The organism is Micromonospora sp. NPDC048842 (genome assembly GCF_040649935.1).
GTDB classification, from domain to species: Bacteria; Actinomycetota; Actinomycetes; order Mycobacteriales; family Micromonosporaceae; genus Micromonospora; species Micromonospora hortensis.
On the sequence record NZ_JBEZGK010000005.1, the window covers coordinates 269450 to 291260 of the forward strand.

At 71.9% G+C, this 21811-nt stretch carries 19 protein-coding genes and 1 riboswitch; of the genes, 12 read left to right on the top strand and 7 right to left on the bottom strand.

The window, feature by feature from the left end; all coding sequences use genetic code 11:
• Positions 1–252: 252 nt before the first annotated feature.
• Complete coding sequence (locus tag AB0C19_RS10015; RefSeq protein WP_357182237.1) at positions 253–1989, top strand: hypothetical protein; 1737 nt, start codon at positions 253–255, stop codon at positions 1987–1989.
• A gap of 102 nt (positions 1990–2091) precedes the next feature.
• On the opposite strand, the gene AB0C19_RS10020 is transcribed toward AB0C19_RS10015, so the two are convergent.
• Positions 2092–2601, bottom strand: a complete 510-nt coding sequence (locus AB0C19_RS10020) for a GNAT family N-acetyltransferase (protein ID WP_357182239.1) — start codon at positions 2599–2601, stop codon at positions 2092–2094.
• Positions 2602–2701: 100 nt separating this feature from the next.
• On the opposite strand from AB0C19_RS10020, the gene AB0C19_RS10025 reads away from it, so the two are divergent.
• From AB0C19_RS10025 to AB0C19_RS10040, 4 genes are read left to right on the top strand one after another with little or no spacing between them, the layout of a single operon-like run.
• Positions 2702–2953, top strand: a complete 252-nt coding sequence (locus AB0C19_RS10025; RefSeq protein WP_091401397.1) for an acyl carrier protein — start codon at positions 2702–2704, stop codon at positions 2951–2953.
• A complete protein-coding gene (locus AB0C19_RS10030; protein WP_357182243.1) occupies positions 2950–4230 on the top strand; it encodes an AMP-binding protein in 1281 nt (426 codons plus the stop codon). The genes AB0C19_RS10025 and AB0C19_RS10030 overlap by 4 nt, the downstream gene beginning before the upstream one ends.
• Positions 4223–4978, top strand: coding sequence for an SDR family NAD(P)-dependent oxidoreductase (locus AB0C19_RS10035; protein ID WP_357182246.1), 756 nt, complete (start codon positions 4223–4225; stop codon positions 4976–4978). Before AB0C19_RS10030 ends, AB0C19_RS10035 begins: the two co-directional genes overlap by 8 nt.
• Positions 4962–5477, top strand: coding sequence for a hypothetical protein (locus tag AB0C19_RS10040; protein WP_357182249.1), 516 nt, complete (start codon positions 4962–4964; stop codon positions 5475–5477). Before AB0C19_RS10035 ends, AB0C19_RS10040 begins: the two co-directional genes overlap by 17 nt.
• A gap of 190 nt (positions 5478–5667) precedes the next feature.
• On the opposite strand, the gene pseI is transcribed toward AB0C19_RS10040, so the two are convergent.
• Together pseI and AB0C19_RS10050 are read right to left on the bottom strand one after the other, a co-directional pair.
• The gene (gene pseI / locus AB0C19_RS10045) at positions 5668–6720 is read right to left on the bottom strand and encodes a pseudaminic acid synthase (protein ID WP_357182253.1); all 1053 of its coding nucleotides are present in this window, start codon (positions 6718–6720) and stop codon (positions 5668–5670) included.
• Between the two features lie 133 nt (positions 6721–6853).
• Complete coding sequence (locus AB0C19_RS10050; RefSeq protein ID WP_357182256.1) at positions 6854–8017, bottom strand: glycosyltransferase; 1164 nt, start codon at positions 8015–8017, stop codon at positions 6854–6856.
• Between the two features lie 299 nt (positions 8018–8316).
• Here AB0C19_RS10050 and AB0C19_RS10055 point away from each other — a divergent pair, with 299 nt between their 5' ends.
• From AB0C19_RS10055 to AB0C19_RS10075, 5 genes are all read left to right on the top strand, one after another.
• The gene (locus AB0C19_RS10055; RefSeq protein ID WP_357182259.1) at positions 8317–9552 is read left to right on the top strand and encodes an acyltransferase; all 1236 of its coding nucleotides are present in this window, start codon (positions 8317–8319) and stop codon (positions 9550–9552) included.
• A gap of 92 nt (positions 9553–9644) precedes the next feature.
• Entirely contained in the window at positions 9645–10067 is a 423-nt protein-coding gene (locus AB0C19_RS10060) for a hypothetical protein (RefSeq protein ID WP_357182262.1), read from the top strand.
• Positions 10068–10202: 135 nt separating this feature from the next.
• A complete protein-coding gene (locus AB0C19_RS10065; protein WP_357182265.1) occupies positions 10203–10967 on the top strand; it encodes a hypothetical protein in 765 nt (254 codons plus the stop codon).
• Positions 10968–11251: 284 nt separating this feature from the next.
• Positions 11252–11392: riboswitch (cyclic di-AMP (ydaO/yuaA leader) on the top strand.
• 232 nt (positions 11393–11624) lie between these two features.
• Positions 11625–12473, top strand: a complete 849-nt coding sequence (locus AB0C19_RS10070) for a C39 family peptidase (protein WP_357182268.1) — start codon at positions 11625–11627, stop codon at positions 12471–12473.
• Positions 12474–12596: 123 nt separating this feature from the next.
• Positions 12597–13343, top strand: a complete 747-nt coding sequence (locus AB0C19_RS10075; RefSeq protein WP_357182271.1) for an alpha/beta fold hydrolase — start codon at positions 12597–12599, stop codon at positions 13341–13343.
• A gap of 4 nt (positions 13344–13347) precedes the next feature.
• On the opposite strand, the gene AB0C19_RS10080 is transcribed toward AB0C19_RS10075, so the two are convergent.
• The 4 genes from AB0C19_RS10080 to AB0C19_RS10095 form a co-directional block, all read right to left on the bottom strand.
• Positions 13348–15018, bottom strand: coding sequence for a CDP-glycerol glycerophosphotransferase family protein (locus AB0C19_RS10080; RefSeq protein WP_357182274.1), 1671 nt, complete (start codon positions 15016–15018; stop codon positions 13348–13350).
• 33 nt (positions 15019–15051) lie between these two features.
• Positions 15052–16569 carry a bifunctional cytidylyltransferase/SDR family oxidoreductase gene (locus AB0C19_RS10085; protein ID WP_357182277.1) on the bottom strand — a complete coding sequence of 506 codons (1518 nt, stop codon included), beginning with the start codon at positions 16567–16569 and terminating at the stop codon, positions 15052–15054.
• A 145-nt stretch (positions 16570–16714) separates the two neighbouring features.
• Positions 16715–17491, bottom strand: a complete 777-nt coding sequence (locus tag AB0C19_RS10090; RefSeq protein ID WP_036412239.1) for an ABC transporter ATP-binding protein — start codon at positions 17489–17491, stop codon at positions 16715–16717.
• A gap of 34 nt (positions 17492–17525) precedes the next feature.
• The gene (locus AB0C19_RS10095; protein ID WP_238686279.1) at positions 17526–18419 is read right to left on the bottom strand and encodes an ABC transporter permease; all 894 of its coding nucleotides are present in this window, start codon (positions 18417–18419) and stop codon (positions 17526–17528) included.
• A 180-nt stretch (positions 18420–18599) separates the two neighbouring features.
• Here AB0C19_RS10095 and AB0C19_RS10100 point away from each other — a divergent pair, with 180 nt between their 5' ends.
• Together AB0C19_RS10100 and AB0C19_RS10105 are read left to right on the top strand one after the other, a co-directional pair.
• Positions 18600–19232 (top strand): TetR/AcrR family transcriptional regulator, encoded by a 633-nt coding sequence (locus AB0C19_RS10100; protein ID WP_238686278.1) that lies wholly within the window; start codon positions 18600–18602, stop codon positions 19230–19232.
• A gap of 145 nt (positions 19233–19377) precedes the next feature.
• On the top strand, positions 19378–21510 hold the full coding sequence (locus tag AB0C19_RS10105; RefSeq protein WP_357182281.1) for a DUF6077 domain-containing protein: 2133 nt from the start codon (positions 19378–19380) through the stop codon (positions 21508–21510).
• Positions 21511–21811: the final 301 nt, after the last annotated feature.

A 21811-nucleotide genomic window follows, 5' to 3' on the forward strand; every position in this document is an offset into this window, starting at 1 on the left:
GCCTCCGTGAATGCCGAACACCGCGCAGGCGAACACTTCCGACCACCCCGGATGTGGGCTGACCTGGTCTGATCGGGCCGCTACAGTGACCGCGCGAACGACCCGGCGACGCGGCGCGCAGCCGGGTCCCACGTTCACCTGACATCCACACCGGCTCGGTGCGAGCGGGCCACCCCGGGCGTCACCGACACCGGCCGGTGGGCCCGTCGGATCAGCGCGGGCCCGGTCCGGCCGGCAATTCTGGAGGCGTTCATGGCACCCGGTAGTGACGTGATCGAACGGCCGGTGGTGGCGGCCGAGACGCCGAGCGGCCCACCCGCCCGACGTTGGCTGGTGCCGCTGCTGCTGGTCGTCGGTTGGGTGCTCAGCGTGGCCTGGCGGATGTGGTGGTCCCGGCACATCGTGCTGCCGATCGCCCACACCGACGAGGACAGCTACCTGAACACCGCCCGTGCGTTGGCCGGCGGCCCGGGGGGCTTCAGCAGCGAGAACGACCTGCTGCGCCGGGTCGGCTACCCGATGCTGATCTCGCCGGCGTTCCTCGGGGACCGGGACTTCACCGACAGCTACCGGATCGTCCAGCTCATCAACGCGATGGTGAACTCGACGCTGCTGCCGCTGGCGTACCTGTTCGGTCGTCGTCTGTTCCAACTGCGCCGCTCGTACGCGCTGCTCGGCGCGGTCGCGGCGGCGACCCTGCCGGCCACCGCCTTCTACGCGGGCGTCGCCATGATCGACGCGGTGATGGCGCCGCTCGTGGTCGCCTGGCTGCTCGCCGTGCACCGCTGGATCACCCGGCCCGGCCCGCTCGCCGCCGCCACGGTGGGCCTGCTCGTCGGCGGTTTCCATCTGCTGCACTCCCGCGGCCTGGTGATCGTGGCCGTGCACGCCGGGCTGGTCCTGCTGCTGTTCGTCCGCCGCCGGATCAGCCCGCCCGTGGTGCTCGCGGCGCTGCTGCCGGTGCTCGCCATGGCGCTGGTCAACGAGGCAGCCATCGGCTACCTCGGCGGCAAGGTCTACCTGCTCGGCAGCACTCCCGGCGGCGGCACGCTCGACGCGATCGCCTCCGCGCAGGGTGTGGTCCGGGTGAGCGCCGCGGTCACCACCCAGCTCTGGTACCTCGTGGTGATCACGTTCGGACTGGCCGGGGTGGCCTGGGCCGGCGCCGTCCGCGAGCTGTGGCGCCCACGGCACGGCGACGCGGCCCGCTGGACGATGGGCGTGGCGCTGGTGGTGACCGTCGGGGTGGCCGGCGGCGCGTCGGTGATCCTGTCCGGCATCACCGGCAAGCCGCTGGACGCCATCTACGGGCGGTACGTGCAGATGCTCGCGCCGTTCTGGCTGCTGGTCGGGCTGGGGGTGCTGTTCACCGCCGGGTGGCGGGTGGTGCTGCGCCGGGCGGCGGTCGCTGTGGCGTTGCTGGTCGGTGGCGGTGCGCTGATCGCCGCCCGACTCGCGTACGTGGCCAGCCAGGGCCACCAGCTGCGCTACGGCGGTTTCAGCGCGCCGGACCTGGTGGCGTTGACCGGGGGCTGGCGTGAGCTGCGACCGGTGGTCGGGTTGCTGGTCGGCATCGCCGGCTGTGTGCTGCTCGTCGCCGCGGCCCGGGTGCCCCGCCTGCGGCTGCCGATCCTCGGCGCCCTCGTGGTGGTCAACCTCGTCACGATGCAGGTGATCGACCAACGGATCGTGCGACCGACCGCCGAGAGCACCGCCCCGACGCCCCGGGTGGCCGACGTCGGCGTACGCCCCGGCGAGCGGGTGTGGGCCTCGACCGGTGTGCACTACGTCCTCCGGTTCAACCTCAGCCACCAGGTGACCTGGACCGACGTCCGGTGGTTCGGCGACAAGCAGCCGCCGGCCGCGGCGCAGGTGGTGTTCGCCCGCTGGGCACCCGGGCAGGCCGACGACTGGGACGGCACTGCGTACGGCTTCGTCCGACTCGGCGGCAACCCCGAGCAGCACTGGGCAGCCTGGCGACGGGCCTGATCCACCGCACCCCGGTGGACACCGCTATTCGTTAACGGCGGATGTCCACCGGGAGCACTGTCGGTTAATGGTTCCCGTCCATTGCGGGAAAGGGTCCGAAAATCAGCGTTGGCGGCGGTCCGCCCGAGCCAGGGAAATCGGGACGACGGTGATTTCCCGACCGTCGGACAGCTCCTGTCGCGGGGTGCCCTCGACGAATCGGAAACGTCGGTTCATCTGTCGTACGACGGTATTGTGGCCGAGCACCTCGCCGTCGAGTCGGTCCAGGTGCAGCCCGTCGAAGGCGTACTCGACGGCCTCCCGCATGACCCCCAGCCAGGCCGGCAGTGTCTCGCCCCGCCCGTCCAGCCCCTCGGCGTCGAGATAGAAACCCCACGCGCCGGTGCGGGGGCCTTCCAACCGCAGGTCGAAGAAGGTGACCACACCGCAGGGCCTGTCGTCGCGGACGTACACCAGCACCCGCCGGGACCTGTCGTCGCGGACCGCCGACCACCACCGGGCGTGCTCCTCGGCGGTGATCTCGTGGCTGGTCTTGCTGACCTGTCGATTGGTTTCCTGATTACGCCAGGACAACATCAGATGAACGTCGTCCGTCGTCGCTTCGCGCAGCACGTGCGTCTCGCTTTCCTAGCCGTTCACGTCGGGTTCCGGCACCTTACCCGGGCCTACCGGGAAATCAGATATGCATTCGTTGGGTTGTAGACTGCGGCGCATGAACGAATTGAGTCGCGCGCAGATCCGCGACCTCATGGCTCAGGTGCTGAAGAATCAGGACAAGGAGCTGCCCGCGGACGACGCGGCGCAGTTGCGGGAGATCGGCTTCCGATCGCTCGACTTCTCCGAGCTGGCCCTGCGGGTGGAGGACGAGACGGGGGAGGAGCTCAACTTCGACGCCCCCGGGCTGCGTCGCATCGCCACGGTCGGGGACGTCCTCGACTTCCTCGTCGAGCTTCAGCACCAGTGACCGTCGCGACGTCGCGCCCCCTGACCCCCGCCGGCCCGGAGCCAGCCGGTGTCGACAACCGGCTCGTCGTCGGTGGCGCCGCGCTGACCTGGCGTTCGCTGCCGACGCCCATCCTGCCCGACCCGGCGGCGGTGCTCGCCCGCTCGGCAGTGCACGCGCTCACCGCCGCGCGACAGCACGCCGTGCACCGCACCGAGCTGCTGCTCAGCACCGCCAGTCGGGTCGACGCGGCGCTGCGCACCGAACTGCTCGAGGCCGGGTTCACCGTCGGCGTCCTCGACGACGACGGCGTGCACCCGAGCGCACCGGCCCGGCCGCGAGCCGCCGAGCCGGGCCGGCTCTGGCTGCTGACCTCGGGCTCCACCGGGCGTCCGAAGCGGGTCGGGCACACCCTCGACACGCTGACCACAGTGCGGGCCGACCAGCCCGACCGGACCTGGCTCTGCCCGTACGCCCCGGGCACGTACGCCTGGTGGCAGGTCGTCACCCTGTCGCTGACCCAGCCCGGCCAGCACCTGGTGGTGGTCGAGCCCGACGAGTTGGACGACTGGCCCACTGTCGCGGCCACCCACGGGGTGGATGCGGCCTCCGGCACCCCTACCTTCTGGCGGCGCACCCTCTACCGCGACGCTGAGGCCCTCGCTCGGGTGCCGCTGCGCCAGATCACCCTCGGCGGGGAACCGGTGGACCAGGCGATCCTGGACCAGCTCCGGGAGGTGTTCCCGACGGCCCGGATCTCCTGGATCTACGCGTCCTCCGAGGTGGGGGCGTCCATTGTGGTGCACGACGGGCGGGCCGGGTTCCCGGTCGACTGGCTGGACCGGGAAACCCCGGGCCGGCCGACGCTCTCCGTCCGCGACGACGAACTGGTAGTCACCTCCCCGTACCACGGGGCCGGTCTCGCCGGCCCGGTCCGCACCGGGGACCGGGTGCAGGTGCTCGACGGCCGGGTGCTGATCACCGGCCGAATGGACTCCGACGAGATCAACGTCGGTGGAAGCAAGGTCTCCGCCGGTGTGGTCCGCGGCGTGCTCGCCGGTCATCCGGCGGTGGCCTGGGCCCGGGTGACCGGCCGCCGCGCCCCGGTACTCGGGCGGATGGTGGTCGCCGAGGTGGTCCTCGCCGCTGCCGACCCGTCCTCCGCTGACACCGGTGTGCCCGACGAGGCCGCGCTGGTCCGCTGGTGCGCCGACCGGCTCCCCGAGCACGCGGTGCCGCGCCGCATTCGCGTCCTGACCGACATTCCCGTCAAGGAGACCCTGAAGAGCGATGTCTGAGCCCGCTGACACCCCACTCGTCCCGCCCAGCTCCGTGGTCCTCGTCTCCGGCGGTTCCCGTGGCCTGGGCCTGGCCATCGTCACCGACCTGCTCGACGCGGGCGTACGCGTGGCCGCGTTCGCCCGCACCATCACCCCGGAGTTGGAGAAGCTCGCCGCCGAACACCCCGACCGGGTGCATGTCGGCTCGGTGGACGTCACCGACCTGCGTGCCGCGCAGAGCTTCGTCCGCGAGGTGGAGCAGCGCCTCGGCCCGATCGACGGCATCGTCAACAACGCCGCAATGGGGCAGGACTCCCTGCACGCGCACACCGCCACCGACGACATCGCCCGGATCATCGAGACCAACCTGACGGCCCCGCTACAGCTGACCCGACTGGTGATCCGCCGGATGCTCGCCAAGGGGCTGCGCGGGCGGATCGTCAACATCACCTCGATCTGCGGGCAGCGCGGTTTCCCCGGCCTCGTCGCGTACTCGGCTACCAAGGGCGGCATGGACGCCGCCACCCGCTCGCTCGCCCGCGAACTGGGCGGCCGGATGCTTGTCAACTCGGTGGCGCCCGGGTTCTTCGCCTCGGAGATGTCCGCCGTGCTCGGTCCGACCCAGCTCGACCAGATCGTGCGCCGCACCCCGACCGGTCACCTGACCGAGCCGGTGGAGGTCACGCCGGTCGTGCGGATGCTGCTGCGGGAGCACACCAACATCAACGGCCAGGTCATCGTGGTGGACGGTGCCGCCGCCATCTGACCTGCGGCCGGTTCCGATCCCGGGGCGGATCGGCCGCACCGGGCCGGCCCTGTCGTCGGGGGCGGGCGGCGGGGCTGCGCCGCGTCCGGTGCCGGGGCTGCTCGTCGCTGCCGAGCGGCACCTGCGTATCGGCGCCCCCGCCGACCTGGCCGACGCGGTGACCCGTAGCCACCTCGACGACGGCCGCTGCGTCGGCTGGTACGGCCCATCGACGCCCGGTTGGCGGGTGGCCATCGACGCGGAGCGCGCCGACGCCCCGGTGCCGCCGGCGCTGGCCCGCCGGTTTGGCGCGGGTGACTTCTGGGCCCGGTGGACCCGAGCCGAGTGCTGCTGCAAGCTGGCCGACGTGCCGGTGGCGGCCTGGTGGCGGCGTCACGGCCTGGGTACGCCGGCCGACGGCTCGGCGGTCTGGCGGACCCTCTGGCTGGCCGACCTGGTGCTCACCGTCGGCTTCGCCTCCAACGGTCGAGGTGCCGCTGCCAACGGCCGACCCCGGTAAACCCAACCCCCACCCACCCGCCGCCCCGCCGCCCGCCGCCCCCGCCCCGCCCGCCGCCCCCGCCCCACCGGTCGATCATGGAGTTGTGGTGCCTCACAAAGCAGTCACCGGGGGTCCAAACGGCCACCACAAGTCCATGATCGACCCGGGTGGGCCTAGTGCGGGGTGGGGTGGGGTTGGGTGGGGTGGGTTAGATCTGGTCCCAGCTCAGGGGGGTGCCTCGGGGGACGTCGGTGGCGAAGGTACGGCCCAGCACCCGGTCGATCTCCACGGGTGCCAGCCCGCCGGCCGGCCGGATCGAGCGGACGTTGTGCGCGGTCACCGGATCGCCGGCCCGGACGTCTTCGACCACGAAGAGCGACCGGCGGAACCGTAGCCCTTCCCGCTCGGCGGGGGTCGGTCCGACAGCGGTGCCGCCCAGCGCCTCGTACGCGCGGCCGGACTCGGCGACCAGGGCCGTAAGCTCCGCCGGGTTCAGGGAGAAGTCCGAGTCCACGCCGCCGTCGGCCCGGTCCAGCGTCACGTGCTTCTCGATGAAGCAGGCCCCGAGCGCCACCGAGGCGACCGCCACTCCGATGCCGGGGGTGTGGTCGGAGAGCCCGACCGGGACGTCGAACGCGCCGGCCAGCACCGGCAACCGGCGCAGGTTGCTGTCGGCCGGCGGCGCCGGGTAGGACGCGGTGCAGGCCAGCAGGACGATGCCCGCCGCGCCCCCGGCCCGAGCGGTGCGCACGGCGGCGTCGATCTCGGCGACCGTCGCCATTCCGGTGGAGATCACCATCGGCTTGCCGGTGCTGGCCACCAGTCGGATCAGCGGCAGGTCGACCAGCTCCGACGAGGCGATCTTGTAAGCGGGCGCGTCCAGCGACTCCAGCAGCTCCACGGCGGTCGCGTCGAACGGCGACGAGAAGACGGTCAGGCCCCGCTCGCGGGCCCGTTCGAAGATCGGGGCATGCCACTCGTACGGGGTGTGCGCGCGTTCGTAGAGGCGGTACAGGTTCTCCCCGCCCCACAACTCGTGCCCGCTGGAGATCCGAAACGCCGGGGTGTCGACGTCGATGGTGATGGTGTCCGGCCGGTACGTCTGGAGCTTGAGCGCGTGCGCCCCGCTCGCGGCCACCGCGTCGACGATGGCCAGCGCCCGGTTCAGATCGCCGTTGTGGTTGCCGGACATCTCGGCGACCACGAACGGTCGCTCCCCGGCACCGACCGCGTGCGGTCCGATCTTGATTGTCGCTGTCATTCCGACCTCTGCTCAGGTACGCCCGCACCGGGGTGCGGTGGTGCTGTCGTCGTCCACCGGACAGGCGGACGACCTGGGAAATCAGGGCGCCGGGAGCCGCCCCGGCTCCCGGCGTGCTTCGCGGTGGGGTCGCTCACGGCAACCGGCCGACGGCCAGCGCGTCGCGCCGTTCCGGCGCGAGCCCACCGTCGCGCGTCGGCCCGGCGCTCGCCCCTCGCCCCGGGTCCTCGTCGGCGGCGCGCGAACCACCGTCGGCGCCGCCCACCGGGTCGGACCGACGCAGGCGACCAGCGACCCGGTGGGCCTGGCGCAGCGCCGAGTACGCCACCCAGTCACCCCGCCCGACGAGGCGGTGCTTGAGCCCGGTCACGCCCGGGGGCAGCGGGTAGCCGCCGGTGGGCAGGTAGCGACGGTAGTGCGCGGCGGCCCGGTGGAAGAAGTCGCGCCGCAGGTGCGGGTGCAGCCGGCCGTCGTTGCCCACCACCACCAGGTAGTGGCTGATCATCAGCTCGAACAGCTCGGCCTGCAACCGCTCGTCCGGGTGCTTCCGGGCGACCCAGTCCATCAGCCGCTCGTACTGGGCGAAGGCGTCGAAGTGCCGGCCGCTGCGGGTGGAGGTGATCGCGCCCTGGCGGCCCTGGCGGTACAGGTAGCAGATCCGGTCCAGCACGGAGATCTTCTCGGCCCCGATCAGCAGGGGATGGCTGAACGGGATGTCCTCGTACCACCCGGGGAAGAACCGCAGCTCCAGCTCGTCCATGAAGTCCCGGCGGACCACCTTGTTCCAGGCGGTGTGCTGCACCCGCAGGAGCTGCGGCTGGTCGGCCAACCGGGTCACGCCGTTGATCCCGCGCAGCAGCGGGCTGCTCGCGTCGACCTCCCGCCGGCCGTCCTCGTGCACCCGCAGGTGGTCGAGCATCAGCACGTCGGGCTGGTGCTGGCGCAGCCGGTCCAGCACCGCCGCGATCGTGCCCGGTGGCAACCAGTCGTCGCTGTCGACGAACCAGACGTAGCGGCCGGTGGCCACGTCGAGCCCGGCGTTGCGGGCCAGCCCCAGACCAACGTTGCTGCTCAGGTGCACGACGCGCACGCCGTCGCGGCTGACCGCGTACGAGCGGAGCATGTCGCCGCAGCCGTCCGGGGAGGCGTCGTCGACGGCGATCAGCTCGACCGCGTCCGACTCGCCCGCCGGGATGTCGGCCCGGATCGACTCGAGGCACTGGTACAGGTACGCCTCGACGCCGTACACGGGCACGACGATGCTCAGCAGCGGTGCGTGCGTCGGCTCATTGACCACGTCCGCCACCTTCGACGACCCGGGTGGCCGGCCCCGGAACCTGACGTTGCCGCCGATGGTGAACTCTCTGAACTCCCGCCCAGCGGAAGGTTAACGCCGGGCCGGTGGGCGGTTTCCGGCCCGGGGAACGCAGGCTCGTGGGGCGGGTGGGATGCGTCCGGTTCACCCGGGAGTGACCCGGTAGGGTGCCTCGGTGCGGCCCTGCCGGGTCGTCGTGGGCGTCGCCGTCGCGCCGTCCGACGCCGCGACGAGGAGGCTACGACCGTGCTGGTGACCCTGCCGAGCGCCGGGATCCCGGCATGACGAGCGTCGCCGCGACGTCGGCCGCCCGGCCCGCACCGGCCGTGCCCCGGCTGCCCTCGCTGACCGGGCTGCGGTGGATCGCCGCTCTGCTGGTCTTCGGCTTCCACGCCGGCACCATGCGGATCATCGCCGAGCCGGACTACAAGGCAGTCATCGACGCGCTGTTCACCCTCGGTCTCTCCGGGGTGCAGTTCTTCTTCATCCTCAGCGGTTTCGTGCTGGTCTGGTCGGCCCGCGAGGGAGACTCCCGGCGTACGTTCTGGCGGCGACGGATCGCCAAGATCTACCCGAACCACCTGGTGCTGTTCGCGGCGACGCTGGTGGTCGCCTGGTGGTTCGCCGACCCGGTCCTGCCGGCGGCGGCGTTGGAGAACCTGCTGCTGTTGCAGGCGTGGGACCCTCGGCCTGGTTGGTTCTACAGCATCAACACCGTCAGCTGGTCGCTGTCCTGCGAGTTCTTCTTCTACCTGTGTCTGCCGCTGGCGCTGCCACTGCTGCGCCGGGCCCGACCGAAGCTGCTCTGGGCGCTGGTCGTCGCGCTGCCGCTGCTCATCCTCGCGCTCTGGCCGGCGCAGGAGTTGGTGCCGGAGGTGAGCCGCTGGTGGTTCACCCAGATCTTCCCGCCGGTGCGGTCGCTGGAGTTCTGGCTGGGCGCGGTGGCTGCCGAGTTGATGCGCCGAGGGCTCTGGCGCGGTCCCGGACTGACAGTGGCCAGCGGTATCTTCCTGGTCACCTGGGTGGCGGCAGCGCAGTGGATCCGCGCCGAGCTGTGGACCACGCTGCTCGCCGTCGCGTACCTGTTGGTGATCACCGCTGCCGCGGACGCGGACGTGCGGGGTCGGCGCTCGCCGTGGCGGTCCCGGCCGCTGGTCTGGCTCGGTGAGGTCTCGTTCGCCTTCTACCTGGTGCACGTGCTGGTGATGACGAGCGTGCTGCGCTGGAGCGGGACCTGGGGGATCGGCTTCGCGGGCTGGCGTGGCCCGGCCGTGGTGCTCGGCTTCCTGGCGGCGAACCTGGTCCTCGCCGGGCTGCTGCACCGCTTCGTCGAAACCCCGATGATGCGCCGGCTCGCGCCGCGCCGCGCGGCCCGTCCGGCGCCCGTCCCCCGACAACGCGCCGCAGGTGACGACGACGCACGGGAACCCGGAAGCAGCGCCCGCGGCGAGGTCGACGGACCTGCCGACGAGGTCGGTCAGGCTGACGGTCGATCAACGTACGTCGACCTGCGCTGACAACGTCCACCCTGGTCAACGGGGTCGGCGCGGCGTGATCCGACACGCCCGTGGCCGGTGCGCCCGGGTCTGCGCGACGGTACCGTTGGGACGTGCTTCCGGTCGCGTTCACCTGTCCGCTGTGGTGGGTGGCGCGCTGGGCGACTCGGGTGCTGACCAGCCTCGCCGTCGTCGCGGCCCTGGCGCTCGGCGCAGGCCCGACCACGGCCGTCACGCCAACACCCGGCCCGGTGCCGACGTCGAGCGCGGTGCCGGCCTCGGTCGCCGCCGGGTCGCTGGCGGCCTCGTACCGGCACTGCGGTGCGCCCACTGTGGCCCGCCCGGCCCCGGCGATACCGCCGGAGGCCGCCGAGGAGCCGGTCCCGACCTGGTCGGTCGACACGCCGGTGGCGCTCCCCGGTGATCAGGGCACCATCGCGGCCGGCGTGCTGCCGGTCCGCGCGGCCGAATCTGACCGGCTGCCCCTCGTCGACGGTACGAGCGGTCGGGCTTCCCGGGCCCCACCCGGACGCTGAGCCACCGGGACGACCGTCCCGTCACCGCGCACCCTGTCGACCCACCCGCTCCCTGACCCGCCGACCCGTGGCCCACAGCGGCCCGCTGATCGGCGCGGCTCCCCATCGCACTGCTCTCTCCCCGAGGTGCCGACCATGGAGACCGTCGTCTTCTACCAGTTCGTGACCGAGATGCCGCGGGCCGCCGCCATCTGGTCGACGCTGTTCCTGCTGACCCTGGGCCTGCTCACCGTGCTGGCCGCCCGCCCCGAACGGGACCGGCCCACTGACGACCCGCTCCCGGCCGGGCCCACGCCTCGGGAGGTGGCCGCCGCCGAGGCCGTCGACCTGCGTCGCTACGCCGAGGAGGTGGCCGTCGCCGCGGCCGGCGCGGCCACCACCGCCCAGCGGCGGCGCGCCGCCTGGCTGACCGCTCAGGAGCAACTGGAGCAGGCCTGGACCGGGTACGACGAGGCGGACACCGCCGCGCGTCGCTTCGCCGACGCCGGGGCACTGCCCACCCCGCAGACCCCGCACACCCCCGCCGAGTACGCCGCTCGGGAACGCTATCTGCACCGGGCGGCGATGGCGGCGTACTGGCGAGGCGACCTGACAATGGCGCAGCTCGGCGACGTGTTCGGGCACCGGCGTGGCTGGGATCCCCGGCGACACCCGGTCGAGCAGGAGGTGCTGATCAGCCGGGTGGTCCGGGATGCGCGGCTGGCCGACTACCAGGTGGCCGCCGACGGCGAGCGGGCCGCCTGGCGCGACGCGGAGTTGGCCGCACAGTCCGCTCGTGCCCTCGCCGAGGAGGCGTACGCGGCGGCGGCCCGGCTACGCCCGACCCTGGTCCCCGCGCGCCGCACGGTGGCCGGGGCGCTGCGTCCCGTGGCACTGTGGCGCCCGGCCCGGGTGGGTTGAGCCCAATCCGTGATGTGAGGCCGCTCACCCAATCACGAAAGCGGACGTCCGACGCAGTCGGCGGGATTGTTCCCGCGATTGTGGGCGCGTTCTTTACGGCCTGTCCGGTTGTCGCCCGGAGGTGTCGCCGTAACCCGTTGTCCCATCGAGTCACATCAGCGGCAATACGCGCAGAAATTGTCGCGCCAATTGGGGTTTACGCAGGTGAACCTGGCTTGGCAGGGCGTTGAGACGCCAGTAGTGTCGTCCCGTCCGGTGCGGTAACCGATCGCAAGACGCGACGCCGCATCGACCCGCTTAATCGTGATCAACGAACCGGGGACCCACCAGTAAGTCCGGGGTGAATCCGCGAGCCACGGCCCGCGGTAGGGCGTCTTCCCGCCCGAATCCGTCAGCTAACCCGGTAGGCGGTGTCGGAAGGAGTCCCATCCTCGTGCAGCACCTTTCCACCCCTCGGTTGTTCCCTCGCCTCCACGGCGCGGCGGTGCACCCGCTCACTCGTCCAGTGACGGTGAGCTGACCCCCGGGTCATCGCCTTCCCCGCCCGGCCGCGCCGGGCGTTCCCCTGAGCGGTTCACCATCCGCGGACCACGGTCCGTGCGCTGGCGCCTGCCCGGATACCGGTCCGGCCCCGGTGTGCCGCTCTCCCCCCGATCCGTGGAGGACCCCGTGAAGCACACCCTGCAGCGTCAGCTCCGCCGCCTCGCCACCGAGCGCCCGTACCAGATCGTCGCCGCCTCCGCCGCGGCCCTCGCGATCGCCACCACCACCGGCGCCCTGCTCACCACTGCCGACGACGCCCCGGCCGGCCAGCGCACCGCGACCACTGTCGCCGAGATGCGCAGCGACGTCGCCGCCTCCCGCGGCGAGGCTCGGGACGCGTCCCCCTCGGCCAGCGCCGCGCCGACCACTGCCGCCCCGGCCACCACCGCCGCGTCGCCCGCCGCCAAGGCCAGCAGCAACCCGGACCTGACCCGGAAGCCGGAGCGGCCGAAGCCGCCCGCGACCAAGGTGCTCGACTACGACTACGAGGCGCAGAACACCTACTACAACTGCGGCCCGGCGGCCACCCGGAACGCGCTCAGCGCCGCCGGCATCGACCGCACCCAGGAGGAGCTCGGCGCCGAGCTGGGCACCACCGAGATGGGCACCAACTCGGCCGAGGACACCACCCGGGTGCTCAACGCCGAGGTGAAGGGCTCCCCGTACCGGACCCGGATGTTCCCCGGCGCGCCCAGCCCGGCCCAGATGGACCGGCTGCAGGCCGACGTGGTGAAGGCCATCACCGACGGTCGGGGCGTGGTGGCGAACGTCGTCGGGGACGCCACCGACACCGACGGCAGCTGGCACTCCTACGGCGGTGGGCACTACATCGCCGTCGTGGGCTACAAGGACAACGGTCGCACCGTGCGGATCGCCGACTCGGCGAACCCGGCCGACCCGTCGTACTGGATCACCACGATCGACCTGGCCAACTGGATCACCAGCCGGGGCTACTCCGCCTGACCCGGGCACGCTGACCGCCGCGGGCGCCGTCCTCCACAAGGGGCCGGCGCCCGCGGCGTTTGTGCGCGCGGTCCGGCGTCGACGGCTCTCGTACCGGGCCGTGAACCGTGGGAGACTGCGGCCGTGGTGGAGAAAACGGGTGGTCACGCCGGCCGCAGGCCGGTCCTGCTGCTGCTGCACGGCATGGGAGCGACCGGGGACGTGTGGTTGCCCTGGGCCCCGTACCTCGAGCAGCACTGGCCCGGGCGGTGGCTGGCACCGGACCTCGCCGGCCACGGCTGGGCGTCGCCGCTGCCGTCGTACTCCTTCCCGGGCTTCGCCCAGCAGGTCGCGCAGGCCCTCGCACCCGACGACCGGCTGGTCGTGCTCGGGCACTCGCTGGGTGGGGTGGTCGGCCTGGTGCTCGCCGCCCGCGACGCCGGAACGCCGGTGGACGCTGTCGTCGGGCTGGGCATCAAGGCACTCTGGTCACCCGCCGAGCTGGCCCGCGCCGCCGAGGTCGCCGCCCGCCCGGTGAGCTGGTTCGCCAGCCGCGCCGAGGCGGCGCGCCGCTACCTGCGGGTCTCCGGGCTGGCCGGCCTGGTCTCGCCGGACCACCCGGTGGTGGACGCCGGGCTGCGCCAGGTCGACGGCCGATGGCGCCTCGCCATGGACCCGAGCGCCTTCGCCGTCGGCGAGCCCGACCTGGCCGCGCTGCTGGCGGCGACCGACGTGCCGGTGGTGCTGGCGCGCGGGGAGAACGACCCGATGGTCACCGACGAACAGCTCAAGGAGTACGGCGTACCGGTGGCCACGCTTCCGGGTCTCGGGCACAACGCGCACGTGGAGGACCCGGCGGCGGTGCTGGCGCTGCTCCACCCGTACCGCTGAGCGGCTACGCCGTTGTGGACGCGGTCAGTGTCTCGGCCGGTGCCAGCTCGCGGCGGGCGGCGGTCAGGAACGCCTCGGCGTACGCCTCGGCCGGGAAGTCACCCAGGTAACGGCGGCGGGTGGCCCAGCGAGCCTCGGCCAGCGGATCGGTGTCCAGCAGGGCGGTCAGCACCTCGTCCACGTTGGACATGTCCCGACGCAACACGTAACCCGACCCGGCCAGCGGGAACCGCTCCACGAACCGGTCGCCCTCGTCGCCCATGTCGGTGACCGCGTACGGCTTGCCGGAGTAGAGGAAGTCCGAGATCACGCCGGACACGTCGGAGACCAGTGCGTCGGCGGAGTTGACGCACTCGGTCAGGCTCAGCTCCCGAGCCGCCGCGCCGACCACGTGCTGGCGGCCGGTGCGGGCCCGGTCGGCGACGAGCAACTCGGTCAGGCGGCCCAGTTGGCGGGCCGATGCCGGGTTCTGCGTGGTGTACGGGTGGGCTCGCAGGATCACCCTCGCGCCGCGCTCCAACAGTCGGCGCAGCAGGCTTTCGGCCACCGGCAGCGAGCAGTAGTCGGCGTCGGCGTGGTGCCCGGTCCAGGTCGGCGTGTAGAGCACCGTCGGGTGCGCCAACCCTCGTGCGGGCTCCGGGCGTACCTCGATCGACTCGACCTGTGGGCGACCCACCACCACGAACTTGTCCGCCGGGATCTGCACGCCGGCGCGTGCGTACCTGTCGATCGCCGCCTGCCCGGCCACGAAGATCCGGTCGAAGATCCCCGACACCGGGTTGGCGCTCGGCGCCTTGTCGCTGTCGCCGTGGTGCAACTGGATGTGGGTGAGCTGGGTGAAGCGGACGCAGTGGCTGTTCTTCGCACCGTGGTTGACGTAGAACGCCGCCCGCAGGCTCGGCACCAACGCCTCGTCCATCGCCCCCAGGGTGGGGCAGTAGACGACCGGCGCGTCGGTGGCCGCCGCGATCGGGGCCAGGAACTCCGGCTCACGCAGCACGACCAGGAACGGCCGGCCGATCCGTTCCAGGTACGGCAGCCACATGGTGACCTGGTATTCCGAGCCGGGAGGCGCGGAGAAGTAGAGCAGGAACTCCGGCTGGTGCCGGCGCAGCGCGGCGGCCACCGACCCGCCACCGGCCCGCGGCCGGAACCGTCGCCGGGCCAGGTCCAGCGCGACCGCACCGGCGCCCGCGCCGACCAGCAGGCTGGCGGCCAGCGCCACACCGGCCGGCAGGGCCAGCGCGGCGGCGAGCGCCAGGGCGGCGAGCAGCCCGAGCAGTGCCGTGCCGAGCCGGTCGGCGATCAGCGGCGTCCAGGCGCGTACCGGAAGATTGGCCGCCCGGATCTCCAGACCGCCGGCGGTGCGCAGCGGCCCCACCAGCAGCACCAGCCCCAGCAGGACCAGCCCGGTGGCGACCAGCGCGAGGTTGAGCCCGTCGTCCAGCCGCCGGGAGTAGCCGACCAGGATCGCCGCGGCGATCAACCCGGTCTCCGCCACCAGGTCGGCGCTGGGCCGGATCCGCTGCTCAGCGGCCGAGGCGGCCAGCGCGGCGACGGCCAACGCCAGCCCCCAGCCGGTCGCGCCGGTCAGCGCCAGCACGACGAAGGCCAGCACGGCCAACCCGGTGGTCAGGCACCGGGCGGCCAGCTTTCGGACCAGGTCGCCGCGCATGTCGCTCCGTTCGTGGTTCCGCAGCCGTCGGCGTCAGTTGGCGGACGTCGCGCCGGCGGGTGCCTCGACCCGACCCGCCCCGGACTGCGCCGGCACGCTCGGCGTGGGCCCGTCACCGGGAGCCCGGCGTACGTCGATCACCTGACCGGTCAGGTCGGAGATCAGCACGTCCAGCGACGACTGGGCGACGGCCTCCGCGGCGAGCAGGGTGTGCTCCGGCTCCTCGCCGAAGGCCCGCGTCCGCATCGGGGTGGCGGTGCGCTCCGGGTTGATGCAGTTGACGCGCACGCCCACGTCGGCCCACTCGTCGGCGAGCGCCTGGGTGAGGTTGACCAGGGCGGCCTTGGTGGCCGAGTAGAGCGCGTAGCGGGCCCGGCCCCGGGTGTAGGAGCTGGAGGTGTAGAGCAGCAACTGACCCTTGGTCTGCTGGAGGTACGGGAGGGCCTGGCGGGCGATGGTCACCGGGCCGACGAAGTTGACCTGGAGCAGCCGGTCCATGGTCTCCTCGTCCATCTCGGCGAGGGCGCCCTTCTCCAGGATGCCGGCGGTCACCACCACGTGGTCGATCCGGCCGGTGGCCTCGAAGGCGGTCGTCAGCGCGGCCTCGACGTCAGCGGCCCGCTCCACGTGGGTGCCGGTGCTGGAACGGCTGAACGGGAAGACCTGGGCGCCGTAGCGGCGGGCCAGCTCGGTCAACTCGTGGCCGATGCCGTAGCTGCCGCCGAACACCACGATGGTGCGGCCGGTCAGCTCCTCGCTGTAGCTGCGGTGGTCGGTCAGTCGGGGGGCCTGCGCGGCGGCGAGCTGGAAGAGCTTGTCCGCCAGGTGTACGTCGACCGGGTGGGTGACCTTGATGTTCTCGTCCGAACCGTCGATCACCTTGATCGGGGTGCCGGGAAGGTAGCGCAGCACCACGCCACAGTCGTCGGTGGCGGCGAAGTCCGGGTCGTCCTCGGCGATCTGGTACGCCGCCCGGATCGTGGGGGAGCGGAACGCCTGCGGGGTCTGACCACGGCGCAGCCGAGAGCGCACCGGGATGTCGGTGATGCAGTCGTTGTCGTCGACCTGGATGATCGTGTCCGCGGAGGGGATGGCCACGTCCACGGCGTCGTAGCTCCAGAGCGCGTTGACGCACTCGCGCACGATCCGGCCGCTGAGCAGCGGGCGCACCGCGTCGTGGAAGAGGATGTTGCAGTCTTCCGGGCCGACAGCGTCCAGGGCGATCCGGGTGGTGGCGTTGCGGGTGTCACCGCCCTCGATCACCTTGGTGACCTTGCGCAGGCCGGCCTTCTCGACGATCTGCTGGGCGTCCTCGACGTGGCCGGTGGCCATCAACACGATGATCTCGTCGATCTCCGGTGCCGCCTCGAAGACCGCCAGGGTGTGCTCGATGATCGGCTTACCGGCGATCTTCAGCAGCTGCTTCGGGATGCCGAGGCCCAGCCGGGTCCCTGTGCCGCCGGCCAGAACCACCGCCACTGTCCGCGAGGGCCGCCACGGCGTCGGGGTCTCCGCTTCGGCGTCCGGGCCAGGGGTCTGGTCCTGCGTCATTGCCGGATCCTCACTCTCAGGGATGCGTTAACGGAAGGTTCCGCCCGAGCGGCGACGGAATGAACCTTAACGCGCGGACCGCGTCGCCCCAACGCGGGCGACGCGGTCCTCAGGTGCATGTCGGTGCCGGACGTTCGCCGGAACTCTACTTGCTGTTCGCGTACGCCTCGTACGCCCGGATGACCTCGTCGGTGGGGCCATCCATCCGGATGACGCCCGATTCCAGCCAGATCGTCCGTTCGCAGGTGTCCCGTACGGAGGAGAGCTGGTGGCTGACCAGGAACACCGTCCCCGCGCCCTCCCGCAGCTCCCGCACCCGCTGCTCGCTGCGCTTGCGGAAGCCCTTGTCGCCGGTGGCGAGCGCCTCGTCGATGAGCAGCACGTCGTGCTTCTTGGCGGCGGCGATGGAGAACCGGAGCCGGGCCGCCATGCCCGACGAGTACGTCCGCATCGGCAGGCTGGCGAAGTCACCCCGCTCGTTGATGCCGGAGAAGTCGATGATCCCCGCGGCCTGCTTGGCCACGTCGTCGGGGTGCATGCCCATGGCCAGGCACCCGAGGACGACGTTGCGCTCCCCGGAGAGGTCGTTGAGCAGGGCGGCGTTGACGCCCAGCAGCGACGGCTGCCCCTGGGTGTGGATGGCGCCCCGGTTCACCGGCAGCAGACCGGCGATGGCCCGCAGGATGGTGGACTTGCCGGACCCGTTGCTGCCGATCAGCCCGATCGCCTCGCCCCGGTACGCGGTGAACGAGATGCCCTTGACCGCGTGCACCTCCCGGACGTTCGGCGCGTGGGTGCGCTTGACCAGCCGGCGCAGCGCGGCCACCGGCGTGGTGCCACCGGCGGCACCCTGGTGCACCCGGTAGATGATGTGCGCGTCGTCCACGACCACTGTCGGGATGCGCTCCTGGGTTCGGGTCATCGTCGCGCTCGCCTCGGTGGGGGCGTCGAAGTGATCAACCACGGCCGTACTCCTGTTCGCCGCGCCAGAAGTAGATGAAACCGCCGATGCCGGCGACCAGCGCCCAACCGGCGCCGACCAGCCAGAGCTGGGTCAGCGACTCGTTGAGCAGCGGCGCCTCCTCGAGCAGCGAGTACCGTGCCAGCTCGATGTAGACCAGCAGCGGGTTGTACTGCACAAGGGTCGTCGCCCAGCCGGGCAGCCGGTCGAAGAGGCTGACGCTGTAGAGGACGCCGGAGCCGTACATCCAGGTCCGCATGATGAACGGCATGACCTGCTTCAGGTCGCTCGACTTGGCGCCCAGTCGGGCCACCAGCAGCACCACTCCGGCGTTGAACACCGCCTGCAGCAGCAACGCCGGCACCAGCAGCAACCACTCCCAGGTGAGTGGCTCGCCGGTGACCAGCACGATGCCGACCAGCACCACCATCGAGGCCAGCAGTTGCTGGAACTGGGTGATCGTGGTGGACAGCGGCAGGCTGGCCCGGGGGAAGTGCAGCGCCCGGATCAGCCCCAGGTTGCTGCTGATCGACTGGGTGCCGGCCAGGACCGCGCTCTGGGTGAAGTTGAAGATGAACAACCCGGTGGTCAGGTAGGCGATGAAGTTCGGGATGCTGTTCTGTGCGAGCACCACCCCGAAGATCAGGTAGTAGACCGCCGCGTTGGTCAGCGGGGTGAGCACCTGCCAGAGCTGACCCAGCTTGGCGTTGCTGTACGAGGCGACGAGCTTGGCGTTGGCGTACGCGGCGATGAAGTGCCGGTAGGCCCAGAGTCGGCGGCTGTACTCGACGAGGCTGGGTCGCTCACCGGCGACCCGTAGCCCGTGCCGAGCGGCCAGCTGCGCCTGGGTCAGGCCCGTGTCGGGGTCGACCAGCGCGGTGGTGGCCATGGAAATGGCGCTCCGATCTTTCGTGCAGACGGGGGTTGCTCGCGACGATCGAATCCTAGTGGGAAATATGCGCGGGGCGCCGCCTCGTCGCTGCGAGGACAGTAGTCCGAAACACGTCGGGACGCAACCGTACCGTCGTTGCGCTACGCTGTCCGGCGTGACCTGCGATAAGAGCCCTCGATGACCACCGAAAAGAGGCGGGCACCGGCCGGCGCGGCGGTGCTGCGCGACGAGATCACCACGGCCATCCGCCGGGCGCTGATGCAGGAGCTCGCCGCTGTCGGCTACGGCCGGCTCTCCATCGAGGCGGTGGCCCGGCGGGCCGGCGTCAGCAAGACGGCAATCTACCGACGGTGGAGCTCGAAGCTCGACCTGGTGCTGGAGGTCGTCGCCGCTGCGGCACACGGCAAGCTCCCCGCACTGGACACCGGCACGCTGCGCGGTGACCTCGCGCTGCTGTTCCAGGCGGTGGCGCACGCGCTGCGCCACCCACTGGCGTCGCAGATCATTCCGGATCTCCTGGCCGAGGCCGCCCGCAACCCCAGCATCGACGCGACGCTGCGTCAGGTGCTGCACGCCAGGCAGCAGGAGATCGGCGGTCACCTGGTCACCCGGGCCGTGCAACGTGGCGAACTGCCCGCCGACACGGAGCTGGACGCCGCCGTCGACCTCATCGTGGGGCCGCTCTACTGGCGGCTCGCCATCGCCCGTCTCCCACTCACCGACGGCTACCTCGACCGTCTGGTCGAGTCCGTCGTCGCCGGGATGGGCGCGAACAGGGCCCTGTCGGCCCCGCGAGCGGCTCCGATCTGAGGCTGACCGGGCCCGCGACACCCGCCGAACGGGGGCCCGGAACCCCGGTTCGCCTCCGCTAGGCTGCCCCCTTGACACCCGGCTGTCACCGAGCCGACACCCGCTTTTCGCCCCCTCATCCGCCGCCGGACGACAAGGACGACCCGTGACGAAAGTCGAAGACGCTGTCGTGGCGCCAGCGCCAGCCGACCGAGAGAACGCCCCGACTGCGGACGCCGCAGCGGAGGGCGCCAGCCGATCCGGGCGCGGCCTGAATCTGATCGGGCGACTCAACGCCGGTGTGGCCGCCGCACCCGTGCTGTTCACCGACGCGGCGGTGGTCGCTTTCGCCCTCTGGACTCTGCTCTACCACCTCAACCTCGGCCTCGACCTGCGTCCCTCTGTTGTCTTCCTCGGCTGGGTGGCCCTGCTGCCGATCGTGGCGTACGTGTCCCGGAAGCTCCGGCGGCGTGACACGAGAGGCCGACTCACAGACGACGAGCCGGCGGACACGCCGGCCGAGGCGCCCGCCAACCGGGTAGCGCTGCTGCGCCGGTACGCCCTGCCCATCGGCAGCGCGCTGGGTGCGGCGCTGTTCGCGGCCCTCGGCACCGGCATGGTGACCTGGTGGTTGGCGGCCGTGCTCGGCCTGGTCTCGGTCATCTCGGCGTGGCTGGCCGTGCCCCGTCGCGGTGGGCCGACCGACGCGGGTGCCGCTCCGGTCAGCCGAAAGACCACGCCGAGGCAGGGCTGGGTGGTCCTCGTCGTGTCGCTGGCCGCCGCCTACTTCGCCACGCTCATCGGCCGGGTCTCCCTCGACGACGTCTTCTACGTCGGCAAGTCGGTCTGGGTGGCCGAGCGGGACGAGATCCCCTTCCGGGACTTCCTTTTCACCGAGGGCGTCCTGCCGGCGGGCTCGGCGAACCCGCCACTGCCGTCCTTCGAGGTCTTCATCGGGGCGATGGCGCGCGTCCTGCACGTGCACGCCGCGACCGCGACGTGGTATCTGCTCCTGCCGGTGCTGGCCGTCTTCGCGATCTTCGCGCTGTGGCGACTCGTGCAGCGGTGGGCGCCGCGCCGTCCACTGGTCGCGTTCGGTGTGGCGGCGGCCTACATCCTGCTCGTGGCCTACTACGCCGACTCCCTGAACACCTACCACCTGCCGCGGTTGACCCAGGGCAAGAGCGTCTTCGTGCACGCGCTCATCCCACTGGCCTGGGTGTATCTCACCGACTACCTTGAGCGCCGTTCCCGACGTGCGCTGATCCTGCTCGCCCTGCTCTCCGTGGCCAGCGTCGGCTACACCACCACCGCCGTGATGCTCCTGCCCCTGCTCGGCGCTGCGGCGGCGGTCGTGCTGCTGTTCACCCGGCGAGTGCGGGAGGCCGTCCTGTGCTTCGCGGCCGTGTCGCTCTACCCTGTGTTGTCCGGCGCGCTCGTCCAGGTCCTGCGGGGCGGGATCGAGACGACCGTCGCCACCTATACGCCGCTGCTGCCGCTGCGGACCATCTACGAGCTCACCCTGTGGCTCGGCATCCTCGGTGTCATCGCCGGGCTCGCCGTGTGGTGGTCGCCCCTGGTGCTCCGCGCGGGCGCGCCCCGTCAGCTCGCCGCCGGTGCCGTGCTCGCGGTGACGGTCCTGATGATTCCCGGCCTGCTGAAGCTCGCCGGTGACCTCAGCGGTCTGCGCGCGGTGCTCTGGCGGGTGCCGTGGATCCTGCCGGTGCCGGCGCTCGTCGGCATGCTGGCCGTCATCCGGCTGCCCGGGTTGGCCCGAGTCAATCGCGTCCTGGCCTTCGCGCTCCCCGCCGTGCTGGTGTGCGCCTTCTACACCCAGGGCAAGCCGATGTGGACCGACGACCTGGTCCAGACGAAGCCGACCTGGCGGATGCCGGAGGCCCGTAAGGCCTCGTCCTTCTGGATCAAGAACCTGGACAATCGCCCACCGGGCCTGGTGCTCGCGCCGTCGTCGGTCATGCGGGCACTTCCACAGGTCACGACCGAGGTCCGGGTGGTGCTTCCCCGTGACCTCTACCTCACCGACTACGGGATCGACACGGAGTTCTCCCGGGACCGGCTGCTGCTGGCGAGGTTCGCCGACGCCGATCGGACCGTCTCGATCTACGAGGTGGACGCCGCGATCCGCCGGGTGGGTGTCAGCCTGGTGTGCGTCTGGAAATCCAACACCCTCGTCGCCGACGCCGCGCCGTACCTGGGCCTGGAGCGGATCGCGTCGCGCAACCCACCCGGTGCGATGTACTGCTACCGCACCACCGCGTCCCCGACCGCTGGCCGCTGACCTGCCGGAACATGTCGTCACCATGGCCAGGACGCGCGCCGCGTCCGGGCCATGGTGACGGCCCCGGCCCAGCGTGTGGGCGCGCCGGCATCGGTGGCGGGCCGCTCATCGTCTCCACCACCGACGGCTGGCCGCTGTGGACCTCAGGAAGCCCACCGCCGTCGGCGCTTCGGGGTCCGCGCCCGGTACCAGCTTCGTGTCCGCTTCCTCCCGGGTGGCCGGTGCGTCGGTCACCAGGGCGGTTTGTCCTTAAGCTGTGTCGATACCCGAGTGACGCCCGCCCGTCGTCTCGCGTTAAGGT

What these genes read in the sequence shown, in the direction of transcription:
- AB0C19_RS10025 (WP_091401397.1), top strand. Translation starts at nt 2,702, where the DNA reads ATGAACGAATTGAGTCGCGCGCAGATCCGCGACCTCATGGCTCAGGTG.
- AB0C19_RS10095 (WP_238686279.1), bottom strand. Translation starts at nt 18,419, where the DNA reads ATGGCCACCACCGCGCTGGTCGACCCCGACACGGGCCTGACCCAGGCG.
- AB0C19_RS10065 (WP_357182265.1), top strand. Translation starts at nt 10,203, where the DNA reads ATGGAGACCGTCGTCTTCTACCAGTTCGTGACCGAGATGCCGCGGGCC.
- AB0C19_RS10035 (WP_357182246.1), top strand. Translation starts at nt 4,223, where the DNA reads ATGTCTGAGCCCGCTGACACCCCACTCGTCCCGCCCAGCTCCGTGGTC.
- AB0C19_RS10080 (WP_357182274.1), bottom strand. Translation starts at nt 15,018, where the DNA reads ATGCGCGGCGACCTGGTCCGAAAGCTGGCCGCCCGGTGCCTGACCACC.
- AB0C19_RS10090 (WP_036412239.1), bottom strand. Translation starts at nt 17,491, where the DNA reads ATGACCCGAACCCAGGAGCGCATCCCGACAGTGGTCGTGGACGACGCG.
- pseI (WP_357182253.1), bottom strand. Translation starts at nt 6,720, where the DNA reads ATGACAGCGACAATCAAGATCGGACCGCACGCGGTCGGTGCCGGGGAG.
- AB0C19_RS10085 (WP_357182277.1), bottom strand. Translation starts at nt 16,569, where the DNA reads ATGACGCAGGACCAGACCCCTGGCCCGGACGCCGAAGCGGAGACCCCG.
- AB0C19_RS10015 (WP_357182237.1), top strand. Translation starts at nt 253, where the DNA reads ATGGCACCCGGTAGTGACGTGATCGAACGGCCGGTGGTGGCGGCCGAG.
- AB0C19_RS10055 (WP_357182259.1), top strand. Translation starts at nt 8,317, where the DNA reads ATGACGAGCGTCGCCGCGACGTCGGCCGCCCGGCCCGCACCGGCCGTG.
- AB0C19_RS10100 (WP_238686278.1), top strand. Translation starts at nt 18,600, where the DNA reads ATGACCACCGAAAAGAGGCGGGCACCGGCCGGCGCGGCGGTGCTGCGC.